Source organism: Pelagibacterium sp. (assembly GCF_965249125.1).
Lineage (GTDB): Bacteria > Pseudomonadota > Alphaproteobacteria > Rhizobiales > Devosiaceae > Pelagibacterium.
Map to the genome: position 1 here is coordinate 2,439,233 of NZ_OZ252217.1, position 14,661 is coordinate 2,453,893.

Genomic DNA, 14,661 nt, shown 5'->3' on the forward strand with positions numbered 1-14,661 from the left:
CGGCTCTCCGCCCAGAGTGCGATTTTTGTAATCGGTTACATTATGGTTACCAGCGTTTTCACGCTTTGTCATCATCGAGAACCACGTCAACCAAAATCAGGAAATTCTTGCCCTCGCCAGCGTGGCGGCAAGGCGCTCGGCGATAGCGAGAAATGCCTGGGCATCTGGTCCGTCGCCGGAGGCAACGGCGGGTTTGCCGGCATCAGCTCCCTCGCGGATCGACATGACCAGCGGAATTTCGCCCAAAAAGGCGATACCCATGTCCGCAGCGGCGGCCTTTGCGCCACCATGACCGAAAATGTCGTAGCGGTTGCCGGTATCGGGCGCGATGAAATAGCTCATGTTCTCGACGATACCGAGAACGGGCACGTTGGTGCGGGTGAGCATGTCGATGGCCTTTTGCGCATCGATGAGCGCCAGATCCTGCGGCGTTGAAACAATCACGGCGCCAGCCAGTTCGACCTGCTGGACCAGCGAAATCTGGATGTCGCCGGTGCCGGGCGGAAGATCGACAACGAGAACGTCAAGCTGACCCCAATCGGTCTCACGCAGCAATTGGCGCAGAGCCGAGGTGGCCATTGGACCGCGCCAGACGACTGCCTGGGTGCCCGTGAGCATGGGGCCGATCGACATAGCCTTGAGGCCATGTACGTCAAAAGGCTTGAAAATTCCGTCGTCGCGAACGGCGGGTTTGCCCTCGATGCCGAGCAGTTTGGGCAAGGAGGGGCCGTAAAGATCGGCGTCGAGAATACCGACCGCAAGGCCCTGCCTAGCCAAGCCGAGGGCAATATTGACGGCGCATGTGGATTTGCCGACCCCACCCTTGCCCGAGCCCACGGCAATTATGTGCCTGATGCCGGGCACAGGGGATTTGGGTGGCGGTCCGGGGCGCGGTGAAGCGCCTTTCGGCGCAGCCTGGGCAGGTGCCTTGTCGCCGGTCAGCGACACCATGACCTTGCGGCCCTCCGCAGCCTTTTTGGCCGCCTCCTCGGCCGCGGTACGAGCAGGGGCAAAGGCTTTTTCCATGCCGGGCGAAACCGAGATGGCGAAGGCGACGGCACCTTTGGTGACAATAATGTCGGACAGGCCGGGGAACTGCGCAAGCGAAGACCCGCCGGGCACCTCTATGGCGCCCAGCGCGTCCTGGATTTTCTTGCGGACATCATCCTCGGTCAATTGAGGCTCAAATGATCGACTGACCCGTGGACTTCCAATCCTTGACGAAGGCGTCGAGCCCCTTGTCGGTCAGGGGATGGTCGGCCAGCTTCTTGAGCACGCCCGGCGGAATGGTCGCCACATCGGCTCCGGCCAGAGCGGCATCGGAGACGTGGTTGGGCGAGCGGATCGAGGCCGCCAGGATCTTGGTGTCGAAATCATAATTGTCGTAGATCACCCGGATGTCCTGGATGAGCTGCATGCCATCGAGATTGATGTCATCGAGGCGGCCAAGGAACGGCGAGATGTAGGTCGCGCCAACCTTGGCGGCCAGCAGGGCCTGATTGGCCGAGAAGCACAGAGTGACGTTGGTCTTGATGCCGCGGTCGGACAGCGTCTTGCAGGCTTTCAGTCCGGCGAGGGTGAGCGGAACCTTGACGACGACATTGTCGGCGATCTTGCTCAGCACATCGGCCTCGGCCATCATGCCGTCATAGTCGGTCGCGGCCACTTCAGCGGAAACGGGCAGCCCCGGCAGAAGGTCGCAGATTTCCTTGACCACTTCCTTGAAATCGCGGCCCGACTTGGCCACCAGCGAAGGGTTGGTGGTGACGCCGTCGAGCAGGCCTGCATCGTGCAGTTCCCGGATTTCGCTTATATCGGCGGTGTCGACGAAAAATTTCATTTTTTCACCCTTGGAATAATACTTTGGTCTAATGACCAAGGTGTAGCATGGAATGGCGGTGCCGCAATATCGGCGTCAGGCTCTATCGTGTGGCTCCGACGATGGCATCGGCCAGACGCTGGATACGTTCGTCAGCGAGGCCGGCAATGTTTATGCGGCTGTCATCTAACATATAGACAGCATTTTCGGCTTTTAAATGGTCGACCGTCTCAACTTTCAGACCCAAAAGCGAGAACATGCCGCGATGTTCGGCCACGAAGTCGAAATCGGTGCTGTTCGAACGCGAGCGGATCGCATCGGCCAGCGCCTTGCGGTTGGCGATCATGCGGCTGCGCATGGCCTCCAGCTCGGCCTTCCATTCGGCGCGCAGGTCTGCGTCTTCGAGGATGATACGCACGATTTCAGCGCCGTGATCGGGCGGCTGGGAATAAGCGCCACGGATGACGTTGAGCATCTGGGAATTGGCGATATCGGCCTGAGCCGCATCCTTACCCACGACGATGGCGCAGCCGACACGCTCGCGATAGATGCCGAAATTCTTCGAGCAGCTCGTCGCGCAGACGAACTCGTCGATTTCGGCCGCCAGGGCGCGCAGGCCATATGCGTCTTCGTCCAGCCCGTCGCCAAAACCCTGATAGGCCATGTCGACGAGCGGGAAAGCCCCTGTGCGCTTGAGCGAGGCGATGACCTTGTGCCACTGATCGTGGTCAAGGTTTGCGCCTGTGGGATTGTGGCAGCAGCCATGGAGCAAGACGATATCGTTCTTGCCGAGGCCATCGAGCTTAGCGAGCATTTCGTCGAACCGGACCTTGCGGGTTTCCGGGTCGAAATAGGGGTAGGCCCGGACCGTAAAGCCCGCCTGTTCGGCCATGGGCTTGTGGTTGGGCCATGAGGGATCGGAAATCCAGACCGTGGCGTCGGGGTTGGCGCGCTTCAAAAGCGTGAGCAGTACCCAAAGGGCGCCGGTGCCGCCCGGAGCCTGTGCGGCGCGAACGCGATCGGCGGGCACCGCGCCATCAAGCGCGAGATCAACCATGGCCTTGGCAAAGCCCTTGTTGCCGGCCACGCCGATATAGGACTTGGTTTTCGAAGTCGAAACGACCCGCTCTTCGGCTTTCTTGACGGCGGTCATGATGGGCGTATTGCCCTCGTCGTCCTTGTACACACCGATACCGAGGTCGATCTTGCCGGGCCGGTCATCGGCTGCAATTTCGGCCATCAGTGCAAAAATCTTGTCCTGGGGTGCCTTGGAAAGGGTCTCGAACATTCTCGCTCTCGAGCTTGGATAGGGAAAAGGCGCGCGGCCTTTATAGTTTCCCCCGGCGCTAATGCAATGGGCGGGGGGAGCCAAGGGGCGGAATGGTTTTGCGAAATATGGCCGGCGCCGCTATGGACGGGTGACAAAGACGTCATAGCGCGTGGTCTTGCCCGATATCTGATGGCTGGGCCTGCGCAGCCCTTCGATCGGGGCGGCGCGCTGAGGCCATTTGAGAACGACGCGGTTTGTGGCGGCAGCCAGCGCCGCCGCCATGAGTTCATGGGAATCGGGATCGGCACCAACCATTTCGCGCAGATCGCGCATCTGTTTCTTGACGAGCGCGGATTTGGTGCGCTCGGGGTGCATAGGGTCAACGAGGACCACTTCCGGGGCGAGGGTTTGAAGGAGTTCGCGGGAATCGCCGCGGAGCAGCGTCATGCGCGCAATGATGGAGGCGAGGTCCTCGCTGTGGGCGCGGGCGGCGGTCATGGCGCGATCGAGGGCGGCGTGAACCTGCGGGTTGCGTTCGATGAGGGTGACCTGTGCTCCCAGAGAGGCGAGAAAGAAGGCATCGCGCCCCATGCCGGCGGTGGCATCGACGATGGAGGGTAAGGCGCCTTTGGCCATGCCGCAGGCCCGCGGCAGGGGCTGCCCCCTGCCCTCACCGCTGCGCAGCCGGAAGCCGACGGCCCCGCCGATGAAATCGATCACTATTGGCGATGCGGCTGGATCGGTGTCTGGCATCTCTGGGTCCAATTCTGTAAAGGGGGATAGCCTCCTGCCCAGCCAGAGACAAGAGACGTTGACGCCGCGTGCCGCGGGGCAGACACTAGACGCTTCACATATCGCCTTCAGGTTTCTCCATGCCCATCATCAATCGTGTTGCCGAATTTCACGCCGATATCGCCGCGTGGCGCCAACACCTGCATGCCAATCCAGAGCTTCTCTATGACGTCCATGAGACCGCCGCTTTCGTTGCCGAGCAACTCAGAACGTTCGGCGTTGATGAGGTCGTGACCGGGATTGGGCGAACCGGGGTCGTCGGGGTCATCCGAGGCAAGGGCGAGTCGGATCGCGTTGTCGGTTTGCGGGCCGATATGGATGCCCTGCCGATCACCGAGCGGACCGGCAAGTCCTATGCCTCTGCCAATAGCGGCAAGATGCATGCCTGCGGCCATGACGGCCATACCGCCATGCTGTTGGGCGCGGCGCGCTATCTGGCCGAGACGCGCAATTTCGACGGGACCGTCATCGTGATCTTCCAGCCCGCTGAAGAAGGCGGCGGCGGCGGGCGCGTCATGGTGGAAGACGGGTTGATGGAGCGCTTCGGCATTTCCCAGGTGTTCGGCATGCACAACATGCCCGGCATTGCGCTGGGCGAATTCGCTATCAGAACCGGCGGGATCATGGCGGGGACCGACCAGTTCGCAATCGATATCGAAGGGCATGGCGGCCATGCGGCGATGCCTCACCTTGCCGTCGATCCGGTGATCGTGTCCGCCCACATCATTTCGGGCTTGCAGACTCTGGTGTCGCGCTCGGTCGATCCGATCCGTTCTGCGGTTCTTTCGGTAACCACGGTCAATGCGGGCACTGCCTATAATGTCATTCCGCGCACCGCACGGCTGACGGGCACGGTGCGCACGCTGGACGAGGATGTGCGCACGCAGATGGAAGAAGGCATCAAGCACCTGGCGCCCCAGCTGGCGCAGGCGTTCGGCGCCAGCGCCACGGTCACCTGGATGCGGGGGTATCCAGTGACAGTCAACGCGCCCGAGCAAACGGTTTTTGCGGCCGAAGTGGCCCGGGAAATCGTTGGGGAGGATCGGGTGAACGACGCTGTCGATCCGACCATGGGGGGCGAGGATTTTGCCTATATGCTCAACGCGCGTCCGGGTTCGTATATTTTCCTTGGCAATGGTGACAGCTCGGACCTGCACACCGACACCTATGATTTCAACGACGAGGCGATCCCATTGGGCGTGAGCTATTGGGTGCGCCTGGCCGAAAGGGCGCTGGCGCCGCAGTAGGAGCAAGCCGATGCACTGGGCGCTCCGTACCGGTCTTACACTTGTCATCGCCGCTGTCGGGTCGCTCGCGATCAGTTTTTTCGGCATTCCGGGCGGAATGCTGATGGGCGGCGCGCTGACGGTTTCGATAGCCGCGCTGTCCGGTTTTCCAGCGACCATGCCCAACGGGCTGCGCAACGTACTTTTCGTCTGTGTCGGGCTTTCCATGGGAGCCAATGTGGCACCCGATACGCTGCAGCTTATCGGTCAGTGGCCGATAACGCTTGGCGCGCTGGCGCTCGAACTCGTCGTCATCGTTCTTGTGTGTGGGATTGTCCTTCGCCGGCTGTTCAAGTTCGACGCGGGCACCGCTTATCTTTCCTCGTTTCCCGGCCATCTGTCCTTTATCATGGCTCTGGCCTCGACCGGCGTCGGCAATCCACGGCAGATCGTCATCATCCAGGTTCAAAGGGTGATGTTTCTGACCCTGTTTGCGCCGGTCGGCGCCCTGTTTCTACCGGTGGGACATTATAGCGGGGCCGGAAGCGAGCTGATGGACCTGACAACCCTGGCCATGGTGGCAACGGGTTGTGCCTTTGTGGGCTGGGTGTTCACACGCCTCAAAATGCCGGCGGGCTATGTTTTGGGGTCGATGGCATTTGCGACGGCGATGAAGCTGACGGGCCATTTCGATGGCGCATTGCCGCCAATCCTGGTCGATCTGACATTCGTGGGCATGGGTGCCCTGATCGGTTCGCGTTTTGCGGGCATGACGCGCGCGGAATTCATGCAGGCCGCGTTCGGCGGCACGATCGCGACTGCAATAACGGTGGCGGTGACCACCATCTTTGCGCTCGCTGCCAGCTATTTCGTCTCCATGCCCACCGGCCAGATCTGGCTTGGGCTATCGCCCGGAGGCCTCGAATCGATGGGCGCGCTGGGCATCGCGCTCGGCTATGACACGGCTTTCATTGCCGCCCATCATGTGGCGCGGCTCTTAATGCTGACCATTGCCATTCCGCTGGTGGTCATGCTGGTCAGGGGACGTCAGCCTTTGACCGAGCCTTCCGAGAGCCCGGAAACCAGATAGCGCTGGGCGATGAGGAAAACCACCGTGATCGGGATGCCGGAGAGGATCGCTGCAGCGGCGAAATCGCCCCAGCGGTATTCGAACTCGCTGAGATAGAAGCGCGAGCCGGTGGCAAGCGTCAGATTTTCCTCCGAGCGCAAAAGGATCGAGGCGATTGGATAATCGTTGACGACCCCGATAAAGACCAGAACGAAGACCACCGCCATAATGGGTACGGCCAAGGGCAGGAAGACGAAGCGGAAGGTCTGCCAGGGCGTGGCTCCATCGATGGCGGCGGCCTTGTCGAGAGCCGGGTCGACGCTGTCGAAATAACCTTTGATGGTCCAGATGTGCATCATCACGCCCGAGAGATAGACCAGCACCAGCGAGGTGTGGCTGTCGAGCCCGATGATGGGTGAAATGCCGCCCATGGTGTCGAAAATGGCATAGAGCGCGACCAGGGCCAGCGTCGTGGGGAACATCTGGATGATGAGCAGGGAATCGAGGAATGCCATGCGGCCGCGAAACCGGATGCGGCTGAGCGCGTAGGCCGAAATGGTCGCGATGGCGAGGGCGCCGGCAGCGGAGATGATGCCGAGCTTGATCGAATTCCACATCCAGAGCAGCACCGGAAAGGGTGGCTGGACCACCGTGCCATCGGCGCGCGTGTATTCGAAGCCGAGCGCGAGATACCAGTGCTCGAGCGTGGGGTTGGTGGGGATCAGGGCCCCCACAGAGAAATTGCCTTCCCTAAACGAGATTGAAACCACCATCAGGAACGGGAACATGATGACCGCGATGAAGACGATCATGAAGCCGTGGGCCGCAAATTTCTTGAGCGCGAGGGCACGCCTGTTTTCCACGATCATTGGACGCCCCCCCTTTGCGTGCGTCGCATGGCGATAAAATTGGCGTAGGCGATGACTGTAACGACGAGGAAGATGATCAGCGTTATGGCGCCAGCCAGACCAAATTGCTGGCCGGAATCCATGAAGGCCATACGGAAGGTGAAAGAGCCCAGAATGTCGGTTTGCCCCGCGGGAATGACGGTGCCCGGAATGTCGGGACCACCGGTCGTGAGCAACAGGATCAGGACGATATTGTTAAAGTTGAAGGCAAAGGTGGCCAGCAGGAGCGGCAGAAAGGGTGGCAGGATCTGCGGCAGAGTGATGGTGAAAAACACGCGCAGCGCCCCTGCCCCTTCAAGGATCGCAGCCTTTTTCTGCTCCTGGGGTACGGCCTGCAAAAAGCCCATACCGAGCAGCATCATATAGGGGTAGCCCAGCCACACATTGACGATGAGCAGCATGGCGCGGGCCAGAACCCCGTCGGTGAACCAGGCGGGGCGGACGCCGAAGATGGCGTTGAGGATCAGGTTGATCTCGCCGAAATTCTGGTTGAAGAGCCCGCGAAAGACCAGGATCGAAATGAAGGCCGGCACCGCGTAGGGCAGGATCAAAAGGATGCGATAGACCGCGCGGAAGCGCATATGCTCCCATTGCAGGATGGTGGCGAGAAGCAGTCCGAGCGAGAAACACAATATTGTCGAGCCTGCCGCGAAACCGACCGTCCAGATGAAGATGCCAACCAGCGGACCGCGAATGCCTTGCGACCGGAAGATGCGTTCGAAATTGTCCGTGCCGATAAAGACGCGCCAGCCCGGTGTAACGCGGCTGCCATCCTCGCGGACGTAAAAGCCGACCTCCTGATTGGGCGTCAGGATTTCGCCGGTTTCGACGTGACGGAGTTTTTCATCCTCGATCAGTTCGTATTCGGGCTGGACATAGGCGAATTCTCGCAAGCCCGAAGCGCGCAGGAGGGTCTGGTCGGGCAGCGTGACTTCAATGCGCGACAGGGGATCACGCAGGGCGACGACGTCGCGCATTTCGAGAGTGGTTTGTGGCGCTGTTTCGACCGGTTCAGCGGCAAGGCTGACCGCTTCGCCGTCGAGTGCCGTCGCTTCGGAAAGAAACCCGCCCTCCCCTTGCGGGAGAAAAACCCGGTACTGGTCACCTTCGGCCACAAGGGCAAAAGGTCGGCGGGTTTGCTCATCGATGATGCGGCTGGACAGAAGGACGTTCTGGGCGCGCTCGAATGTCAGAAGGTTGAAAGACGAGTAGTTCGTAAAACCAAGATAGATCGTATAAAGCACCGGAAAGAGAATGAAGAGCAGGACCGCTGCAGCGCCGGGGAAAATGAAGCGGGCGAAATAGAACTGCCGGAAGCCGTAGATGGCAAAGAACGCCAATGCGACGACAACCAGACAGGCACCGAAAAGCGCCTGCCCCACCGCGTAGACCACCCAGGCGGCAAAAAGGATCGCAAGCGAAACCAGCGCCACCAGGGCTTTGGCCACGACATCGCGCCAAACGGCTCCGCGGTCGCCAAGCTGGGCTGCAATTGCAACCGACATCGCCCGTTCCTCCCCGAGTTTAAGGTGGGGCGGCAGGAGCCGCCCCACCCTATTTGCCTACTCGCCCAGAATGCGGGCAGCCGCGTCGTTGAGGGCCTGTTCGACCGAGGTCGCACCCGAGGTGATATTGCCGAGTGCGGGCTCCATGGCCGACCAAAAGGCTCCCATCTCGGGGTTTGAGGGCATCGGGACGCCCACTTCGGCATTGGCGAGAGTCTGGACGATCTTGTCGTCATCCTCGGCGGCACCGACGGAAATGTCGGTGGGCACACCCAGCGCGCCGGTCGAGTTCCAGAGCTGGATGTTTTCGTCGGTCAGCAGGTAGTTCTCGATGAACTCGACCGCCAGATCCTGATTGGGCGAGGCAGCATTCAGCGCCAGAGCCTGAACGCCCAGGAACGGACGGCTCGGAGACCCTGCAACGGCGGGCAGCGAAGCGACCCCGATGTCAATGCCGGCCTCCTCATAGCCCGACCATGACCAAGGGCCGTTGATGATCATGGCGACTTCACCATTGGCGAAGGCGCCTTCCATAACGCCATAATCGACGCCGCGCGGCACGGTGCCGGATTCGATCAATTCGGCCAGCACCTGCCCGCCCTGGATAGCGCCATCGGTGTTCACACCTGTCTGGGAACCATCGTAGCTGCCATCGACCATCTCGAAGGCATAGCCACCATTGGCGGCCAGCATGGGGAAAGTGAAATAGGTGTCGTTATACGCCCACATAATGGGGGTGACACCTTCGGGAAGATCCATCTCTGCGATGTCCTCGAAGTTTTCCGGCGGGGTATCGACAAGGCCGCGATTATAGACAAGGCCGATGGCTTCGACGGCAACGGGATAACCCCAGACGCGATTGTCGAAGGTGACGGCGTCCCATGCACTTTCGAGATTGGCGTCAACGGTTGCAGAACTCGGGGTCACCGGGGCGATCAGCCCCCCGGCCGCCCACTCGCCGAGCCGGTCATGGGCCCACATCACGATGTCGGGGCCATCGCCGGTTGCGGCGGCCTGCTGGAAGCGGTCGGTAAGCGGGTCGACATTTTCCACGACAACGCGAATGCCGAGATCGGCTTCGAACTGTTCGCCGATCTGGGTGATGAGATCGGGGGCGCGATCATCCTGCCAGATGACGATGGCGCCATCTTCAAACGCAAGTGTGATCGATGTGGAAGCGGCAAGCACGACGAGTGCGCCCGCCAGGCTAAAAGCCGTTTTATGCATTGTGGTGTCCTCCCTGACACGACGATGTCCGGCGCCGTTCCTCGGCGGCCTGCCGGACGTTACGCGAAGCTCACCCTTTGGACAGGGTCAGCGAGATAGCGGCCGGATCGAAACCGGCGCCGCATTCAATAATGGCAAAGCCATTACCCTCCAGCTGGAGGGCCTTGCCCCGTAGCGTCGCGCCGGTCGAAACGCCGGCCAGCGTCGCCAGATGGGGCAGGCCCTTGATCGAGAGGGCGCGTGGCTTTGCCGAAAGGTTGAAAACGCATACGAGCGCGTCCTGACCGCTCTGGCGAGAAAAACCGAGGATCGGTTCCCTGACATCATGGAAGACGATCTCGCCGTCGATCAGCGCGGGGTTGTCCTTCCGGTATTTCAGGATGGTGCGATAATACTGCAGCAGCGAAGCCGGATCGGCTTCGAGCGCTGCAACGCTGCGCTTGAGATGAGGGCCTTTGACCGGCAGCCAGGGCTTGACCTCCGAGAACCCGGCATTGGGCTCGTCGGTCCACGGCATTGGCGTGCGGCAGCCGTCACGGCCCTTGTTGTCCGGCCAGAAGCGCAGGCCGGGCGGGTCTGTCAGTTCGGAATATTCAAGTTCGGCATCGGGCAGTCCCAGTTCTTCGCCCTGATAGATGCAGACCGAACCCTTCAGCGTGAGCAAGAGGGCGGCCGACTGGCGCCCCAGGGAATTGGCGGTGACCGCATGGGCCTCCCAGCGGGAGATGTGCCGGTTTACATCGTGGTTGGAAAAGCTCCAGCATGGCCAGCCGTCCGGAGCGCCCGCGAAGAATTTTTCGACCCGCGAGCGGAAATGGCGCGGCGTGAAGTTGGGGCCGAGCATGTCGAACGAGTAGCACATGTGCAAAAGATCGTCGCCGGCCGTATAGGCGGCCATGATCTCGATGGCGCGATGGGCTTCACCGACCTCCCCGACCGTGGTCGTGCCGGGAAATTCATCGAGCAGGGCACGCACGCGTTTGAGAAACTTGATATTTTCCGGCCGGTTCTTGGAAAACTTATGGAACTGCATGCCGTAGGGATCGGCTTCGAGCGGGGTTTCCTTTTCCTGCGGGGCCGGCGGGTTGGACCGCAGTTTCCTGTCGTGGAAATAATAGTTCACTGTGTCGAAGCGAAAGCCATCCACGCCGCGCTCGAGCCAGAAGCGCATGGTTGCCAGCACCGCATCCTGAACTTGGGGGTTGTGGAAATTGAGGTCGGGCTGGGCGATGAGAAAATTGTGCAGATAATACTGCCGGCGCGTACCGTTCCATTCCCAGGCCGGACCACCGAATACCGAGGGCCAGTTGTTGGGCGGTGTTCCGTCCTCATTGGGATCGGCCCACACGTACCAGTCGGCTCGAGGGTTGGTGCGCGAGGATTTGGATTCGATGAACCATGGATGCTTGTCGGAGGTGTGGCTGAGGACCTGGTCGATCACGACCTTGAGGCCGAGTTCATGGGCCTTTTCGATCAGCGCATCGAAATCGTCGAGCGTACCGAAAAGGGGATCGATATCGGTATAGTCGGAGACGTCATATCCCATGTCGGCCATGGGCGAGGTGAAGATCGGGGAGAGCCAGATCGCGTCGACACCAAGTGAAGCGACATGTTCGAGCCTGTCGAGAATGCCCCGCAAATCGCCGATCCCGTCGCCATTGCTGTCCTGAAAGGAGCGAGGGTAAATCTGGTAGATCACCCCGCCGCGCCACCATTCCGACATTGCAAATCTCCTCGCGTGAACCGGCCCGATTGCCGGTAATTCAAACCGGTTTAGTTTTTCTGTCAACCGGTAAATATGAGGAAGTTTTGTTGATTGCCCAAGCATGCGCGATATCGATCGACAGATTGACAAGATATTTTTAAACCGTTTTAAATTTGACGAGCGCGCCATTCGAGGGTCGCCACAACAAACGCTCGGGAGGGTGCCCGGTTGACGACATTGCGGGAATTGGCGACCCATCTGGGACTGTCGCCAGCCACTGTGAGCCGGGCGCTGAACGGGTTTCCCGAGGTCGGGGAAAAGACCCGCATCCGCGTGGTGGAGGCAGCCAAGGCGCTCAACTATCGCCCAAACACCAGCGCCCGCCGGCTGGCCACTGGCAAGTCGGGGATGGTCGGCATCATTTTCCGCGCGGCGCGCAACCTGCTGGTTGACCCCCATTTCGTCGAGTATCTGGCGGGCCTGTCCATGGGACTGGCCGAGCGCGAGCTCGACCTGATCCTGCGCCATGCGCCACCGGGGGCACAACTCGCGTCCTATCAGCGGCTGATCGCGTCAGGCGCGGTCGACGGGCTTGTGGTTTCGGCTCCCGAAGTGGACGACCGGCGCATAGCGATGCTGACCGAGCGCGATTTTCCCTTCGTCGTCCATGGCCAGGTGGGCGAGAACGTTACCTACGGGTTTTACGACATCGACAATCATGGCGCGTTTTCGCGCGCCACCGAACTGCTCATCGCGCTGGGGCACCGACGGATCGCGTTGCTCAACGGTTCGGCTGGCCTTGCCTTTGCGGTGCAGCGCGAAGCGGCGTTTCGAACGACGCTCGCCGCGCGGGGCATTCATGTGCCAGCACGGTTCGTTTCCCATTCGGACATGAGCGAGGATGCGGGCTACAATCAGGCGGCCAAATGGCTTTCCGGGCTGCATGGGTTGGCACCCACCGCGTTCCTGTGCTCGTCGACCCTGATGGCGATCGGGGTCATGCGCGCGGCGGGAGAAGCGGGACTGGAGATCGGGAAGGATATCTCGATTATCGCCCATGACGACGTGCTGCCGCATCTGCGGTCGGAACATTTTTCCACGCCGCTGACGGTTACGCGCGTGCCGATCCGGGAGGCCGGGCTTGCGCTGGCCGAAATGATTCACAAGCGGATCGGCGGCGCCGCTCCCAAAAGTCTGCAGAAGACGGCCAATGTCGATCTGATCGTGCGCAATTCCACCGGAGCGGCGCCGCAAGATGGAGGACGATCATGGTGAACCCAGCGCCCAACAGCGTAGAGCCAGCGCCAATCCTGTCGATCGAAGCGCTCGAGAAAAGCTATGGCGCGGTCGAGGTGCTCAAATCGATTTCGCTGTCCATCGACGCCGGCGATTTTCTTGTTCTGGTGGGCCCGTCAGGGTGCGGGAAATCGACCTTGCTCAATTGCATCGCCGGCCTCGAGGAAACAAGCAGCGGCACAATCTCGATCGATGGACGGGACGTCACCAATATTCCACCACGCGATCGGGATATCGCCATGGTGTTCCAGTCCTACGCGCTTTATCCAACGATGACGGTGGCGGAAAACATCGCGTTCGGGATGAAAATCCGCAAGGTGGAAAGGTCCGAGCAGGATCGCAAGATCGCCGATGTCGCCAAGCTGCTGCAGATCGAACATTTGCTCAATCGCAGACCAGCCCACCTCTCGGGCGGCCAGCGCCAGCGCGTGGCCATGGGCCGGGCGCTGGTGCGGGAACCCAAGCTGTTCCTGTTCGATGAGCCGCTTTCCAATCTCGACGCCAAACTGCGTGTCGAGATGCGCGCCGAGATCAAAGCGCTGCACCAGCGGCTCGACGCATCGATCGTCTATGTCACCCACGATCAGATCGAGGCGATGACGCTGGGCACAAAGATCGTGGTGCTCAAGGATGGTGTAATCCAGCAGTTTGCAACCCCGGCGGAAATCTATGACACGCCGGCCAATCTGTTCGTCGCGGATTTCATGGGATCGCCGCCCATGAATCTCGTTGCAGCCAGAGTGAGCCCACGGGACCAGGGTGTATCGATCCGGTTTGGGGAGGGAGCCGACGAGCACGCGATCAGCGCGACCAATCCCCCTGTCGCTTTGGCTGCCTATAGCGACAAACCGGTCATCGTGGGTATCCGGCCCGAAGATTTCTCCGTGGCAAAGGGCGGTTCGCTCGACCTGACGCTACGAGCGGAAATGACCGAACACGCAGGATCGGACAATTTCACGACCTTTGCGCTGGCGGGAAAAAGGTTGATGGCCCGGCTTTCCGGCAAGGCGCGTGTTGCCGTCGGCGATGAGGTTCCCCTGAGCGTCGATACGTCCCATATTTGCTATTTCGACCCGCAAACAACCAGACGAATCGCCTGAGGACAGCATCATGCCCCACATTCTGCGCGCGGCCGACCGGCCCAAGGACGCCCCCAAGACCATCAAGTTCGAAGGCGGACCCTACGGCGCCGCCGTCTCTTTTTTCGCTGTGGTATCGGACCCTGGCAAACGGGTGGGACTGCACGTTCACCCCTATACCGAGACCTGGATGGTCCAGGAGGGAACGGTGCGTTTTCGCGCGGGTGAGCAAACCGTCGAGGCCGGTCCGGGCGACATCATGATTGTCGAGCCCGAAACACCCCACGGGTTCGACAATATCGGCGATGGGGTGCTCAAGATGATGTGCATCCATGACGGACCGCGCATCACCCAGACGTTTCTGGATCCCGCCGACGCGTGATCGCGCCGGTTCAAAAACGGTCAGGTCAGATCGTCGAGCCCGGCATCAGGGACATTCTTGCGGATGGATTCGATGGCGCTCTGGGCTGAGGCCTTGGCCTTGTAGCCCTCGGACGCAAACATGACTTCCCCATTGGAGGCGCGGAAGCGGAACCGGAATTCCCCAGCCTTGTCCTTGTAAACTTCGAACTTGTACATCTTCTGCTCCCTCGATGCCCTGCGGCGAGATATCGAAGACTTCGCCGCTCATTTTGCCTACGGGTCTACAATTGCCCAAAACAATTGCGTAGGCAAGCCAGCCAACTTCTGCTTCCTCGACGCCATTGTTACCGGTTCACACAGGAGCGCTGGACGACGCAAAATAAATATGCACCAATGGGATAT

The 14,661-nt window shown here is 60.7% G+C and carries 14 protein-coding genes; 5 read left to right on the plus strand and 9 right to left on the minus strand.

All coding sequences use genetic code 11. The annotated features are described in order from the left end of the window. Positions 1-96: 96 nt before the first annotated feature. The 4 genes from ACP148_RS11965 to ACP148_RS11980 all read right to left on the minus strand — a co-directional run bounded on the left by ACP148_RS11965 (position 97) and on the right by ACP148_RS11980 (position 3,842). A complete protein-coding gene (locus ACP148_RS11965) occupies positions 97-1,176 on the minus strand; it encodes an Mrp/NBP35 family ATP-binding protein (RefSeq protein WP_421952840.1) in 1,080 nt (359 codons plus the stop codon). A gap of 7 nt (positions 1,177-1,183) precedes the next feature. Then, positions 1,184-1,840 (minus strand): fructose-6-phosphate aldolase, encoded by a 657-nt coding sequence (gene fsa / locus ACP148_RS11970; protein ID WP_421952841.1) that lies wholly within the window; start codon positions 1,838-1,840, stop codon positions 1,184-1,186. 82 nt (positions 1,841-1,922) lie between these two features. Continuing rightward, positions 1,923-3,107, minus strand: coding sequence for an aromatic amino acid transaminase (locus ACP148_RS11975; RefSeq protein ID WP_421952842.1), 1,185 nt, complete (start codon positions 3,105-3,107; stop codon positions 1,923-1,925). 120 nt (positions 3,108-3,227) lie between these two features. After that, positions 3,228-3,842 carry a class I SAM-dependent methyltransferase gene (locus ACP148_RS11980; RefSeq protein ID WP_421952843.1) on the minus strand — a complete coding sequence of 205 codons (615 nt, stop codon included), beginning with the start codon at positions 3,840-3,842 and terminating at the stop codon, positions 3,228-3,230. Positions 3,843-3,961: 119 nt separating this feature from the next. Between ACP148_RS11980 and ACP148_RS11985 the strand changes: the two genes are divergently transcribed. Together ACP148_RS11985 and ACP148_RS11990 are read left to right on the plus strand one after the other, a co-directional pair. Continuing rightward, complete coding sequence (locus tag ACP148_RS11985; RefSeq protein WP_421952844.1) at positions 3,962-5,128, plus strand: M20 aminoacylase family protein; 1,167 nt, start codon at positions 3,962-3,964, stop codon at positions 5,126-5,128. Positions 5,129-5,138: 10 nt separating this feature from the next. Further along, on the plus strand, positions 5,139-6,197 hold the full coding sequence (locus ACP148_RS11990; RefSeq protein WP_421952845.1) for an AbrB family transcriptional regulator: 1,059 nt from the start codon (positions 5,139-5,141) through the stop codon (positions 6,195-6,197). Here ACP148_RS11990 and malG read toward each other — a convergent pair. From malG to ACP148_RS12010, 4 genes are all read right to left on the minus strand, one after another. Further along, positions 6,155-7,045 carry a maltose ABC transporter permease MalG gene (malG, locus tag ACP148_RS11995; RefSeq protein ID WP_421952846.1) on the minus strand — a complete coding sequence of 297 codons (891 nt, stop codon included), beginning with the start codon at positions 7,043-7,045 and terminating at the stop codon, positions 6,155-6,157. The genes ACP148_RS11990 and malG overlap by 43 nt on opposite strands. Then, entirely contained in the window at positions 7,042-8,589 is a 1,548-nt protein-coding gene (gene malF, locus ACP148_RS12000; protein WP_421952847.1) for a maltose ABC transporter permease MalF, read from the minus strand. Before malF ends, malG begins: the two co-directional genes overlap by 4 nt. A gap of 57 nt (positions 8,590-8,646) precedes the next feature. Continuing rightward, positions 8,647-9,816: a maltose/maltodextrin ABC transporter substrate-binding protein MalE gene (gene malE, locus ACP148_RS12005; RefSeq protein WP_421952848.1), complete on the minus strand. Its 1,170-nt coding sequence runs from the start codon at positions 9,814-9,816 to the stop codon at positions 8,647-8,649. A 70-nt stretch (positions 9,817-9,886) separates the two neighbouring features. Continuing rightward, positions 9,887-11,539 carry an alpha-amylase family glycosyl hydrolase gene (locus ACP148_RS12010; protein WP_421952849.1) on the minus strand — a complete coding sequence of 551 codons (1,653 nt, stop codon included), beginning with the start codon at positions 11,537-11,539 and terminating at the stop codon, positions 9,887-9,889. A gap of 210 nt (positions 11,540-11,749) precedes the next feature. Here ACP148_RS12010 and ACP148_RS12015 point away from each other — a divergent pair, with 210 nt between their 5' ends. Genes ACP148_RS12015 through ACP148_RS12025 form a run of 3 tightly spaced genes read left to right on the plus strand, consistent with a single transcriptional unit; the run spans position 11,750 to position 14,278 of the window. Then, entirely contained in the window at positions 11,750-12,796 is a 1,047-nt protein-coding gene (locus tag ACP148_RS12015; protein WP_421952850.1) for a substrate-binding domain-containing protein, read from the plus strand. Beyond that, positions 12,790-13,917, plus strand: coding sequence for an ABC transporter ATP-binding protein (locus ACP148_RS12020; RefSeq protein WP_421952851.1), 1,128 nt, complete (start codon positions 12,790-12,792; stop codon positions 13,915-13,917). Before ACP148_RS12015 ends, ACP148_RS12020 begins: the two co-directional genes overlap by 7 nt. A 10-nt stretch (positions 13,918-13,927) precedes the next feature. Next, positions 13,928-14,278: a cupin domain-containing protein gene (locus tag ACP148_RS12025; RefSeq protein ID WP_421952852.1), complete on the plus strand. Its 351-nt coding sequence runs from the start codon at positions 13,928-13,930 to the stop codon at positions 14,276-14,278. 20 nt (positions 14,279-14,298) lie between these two features. Here the strand turns inward: ACP148_RS12025 and ACP148_RS12030 are convergent, their stop codons facing one another. Continuing rightward, positions 14,299-14,475, minus strand: a complete 177-nt coding sequence (locus ACP148_RS12030) for a YegP family protein (RefSeq protein ID WP_421952853.1) — start codon at positions 14,473-14,475, stop codon at positions 14,299-14,301. Between the last annotated feature and the right edge of the window lie 186 nt (positions 14,476-14,661).

What these genes read in the sequence shown, in the direction of transcription:
- fsa (WP_421952841.1), bottom strand. Translation starts at nt 1,840, where the DNA reads ATGAAATTTTTCGTCGACACCGCCGATATAAGCGAAATCCGGGAACTG.
- ACP148_RS11975 (WP_421952842.1), bottom strand. Translation starts at nt 3,107, where the DNA reads ATGTTCGAGACCCTTTCCAAGGCACCCCAGGACAAGATTTTTGCACTG.
- ACP148_RS11980 (WP_421952843.1), bottom strand. Translation starts at nt 3,842, where the DNA reads ATGCCAGACACCGATCCAGCCGCATCGCCAATAGTGATCGATTTCATC.
- ACP148_RS11985 (WP_421952844.1), top strand. Translation starts at nt 3,962, where the DNA reads ATGCCCATCATCAATCGTGTTGCCGAATTTCACGCCGATATCGCCGCG.
- ACP148_RS11990 (WP_421952845.1), top strand. Translation starts at nt 5,139, where the DNA reads ATGCACTGGGCGCTCCGTACCGGTCTTACACTTGTCATCGCCGCTGTC.
- malG (WP_421952846.1), bottom strand. Translation starts at nt 7,045, where the DNA reads ATGATCGTGGAAAACAGGCGTGCCCTCGCGCTCAAGAAATTTGCGGCC.
- malF (WP_421952847.1), bottom strand. Translation starts at nt 8,589, where the DNA reads ATGTCGGTTGCAATTGCAGCCCAGCTTGGCGACCGCGGAGCCGTTTGG.
- malE (WP_421952848.1), bottom strand. Translation starts at nt 9,816, where the DNA reads ATGCATAAAACGGCTTTTAGCCTGGCGGGCGCACTCGTCGTGCTTGCC.
- ACP148_RS12010 (WP_421952849.1), bottom strand. Translation starts at nt 11,539, where the DNA reads ATGTCGGAATGGTGGCGCGGCGGGGTGATCTACCAGATTTACCCTCGC.
- ACP148_RS12020 (WP_421952851.1), top strand. Translation starts at nt 12,790, where the DNA reads ATGGTGAACCCAGCGCCCAACAGCGTAGAGCCAGCGCCAATCCTGTCG.
- ACP148_RS12025 (WP_421952852.1), top strand. Translation starts at nt 13,928, where the DNA reads ATGCCCCACATTCTGCGCGCGGCCGACCGGCCCAAGGACGCCCCCAAG.
- ACP148_RS12030 (WP_421952853.1), bottom strand. Translation starts at nt 14,475, where the DNA reads ATGTACAAGTTCGAAGTTTACAAGGACAAGGCTGGGGAATTCCGGTTC.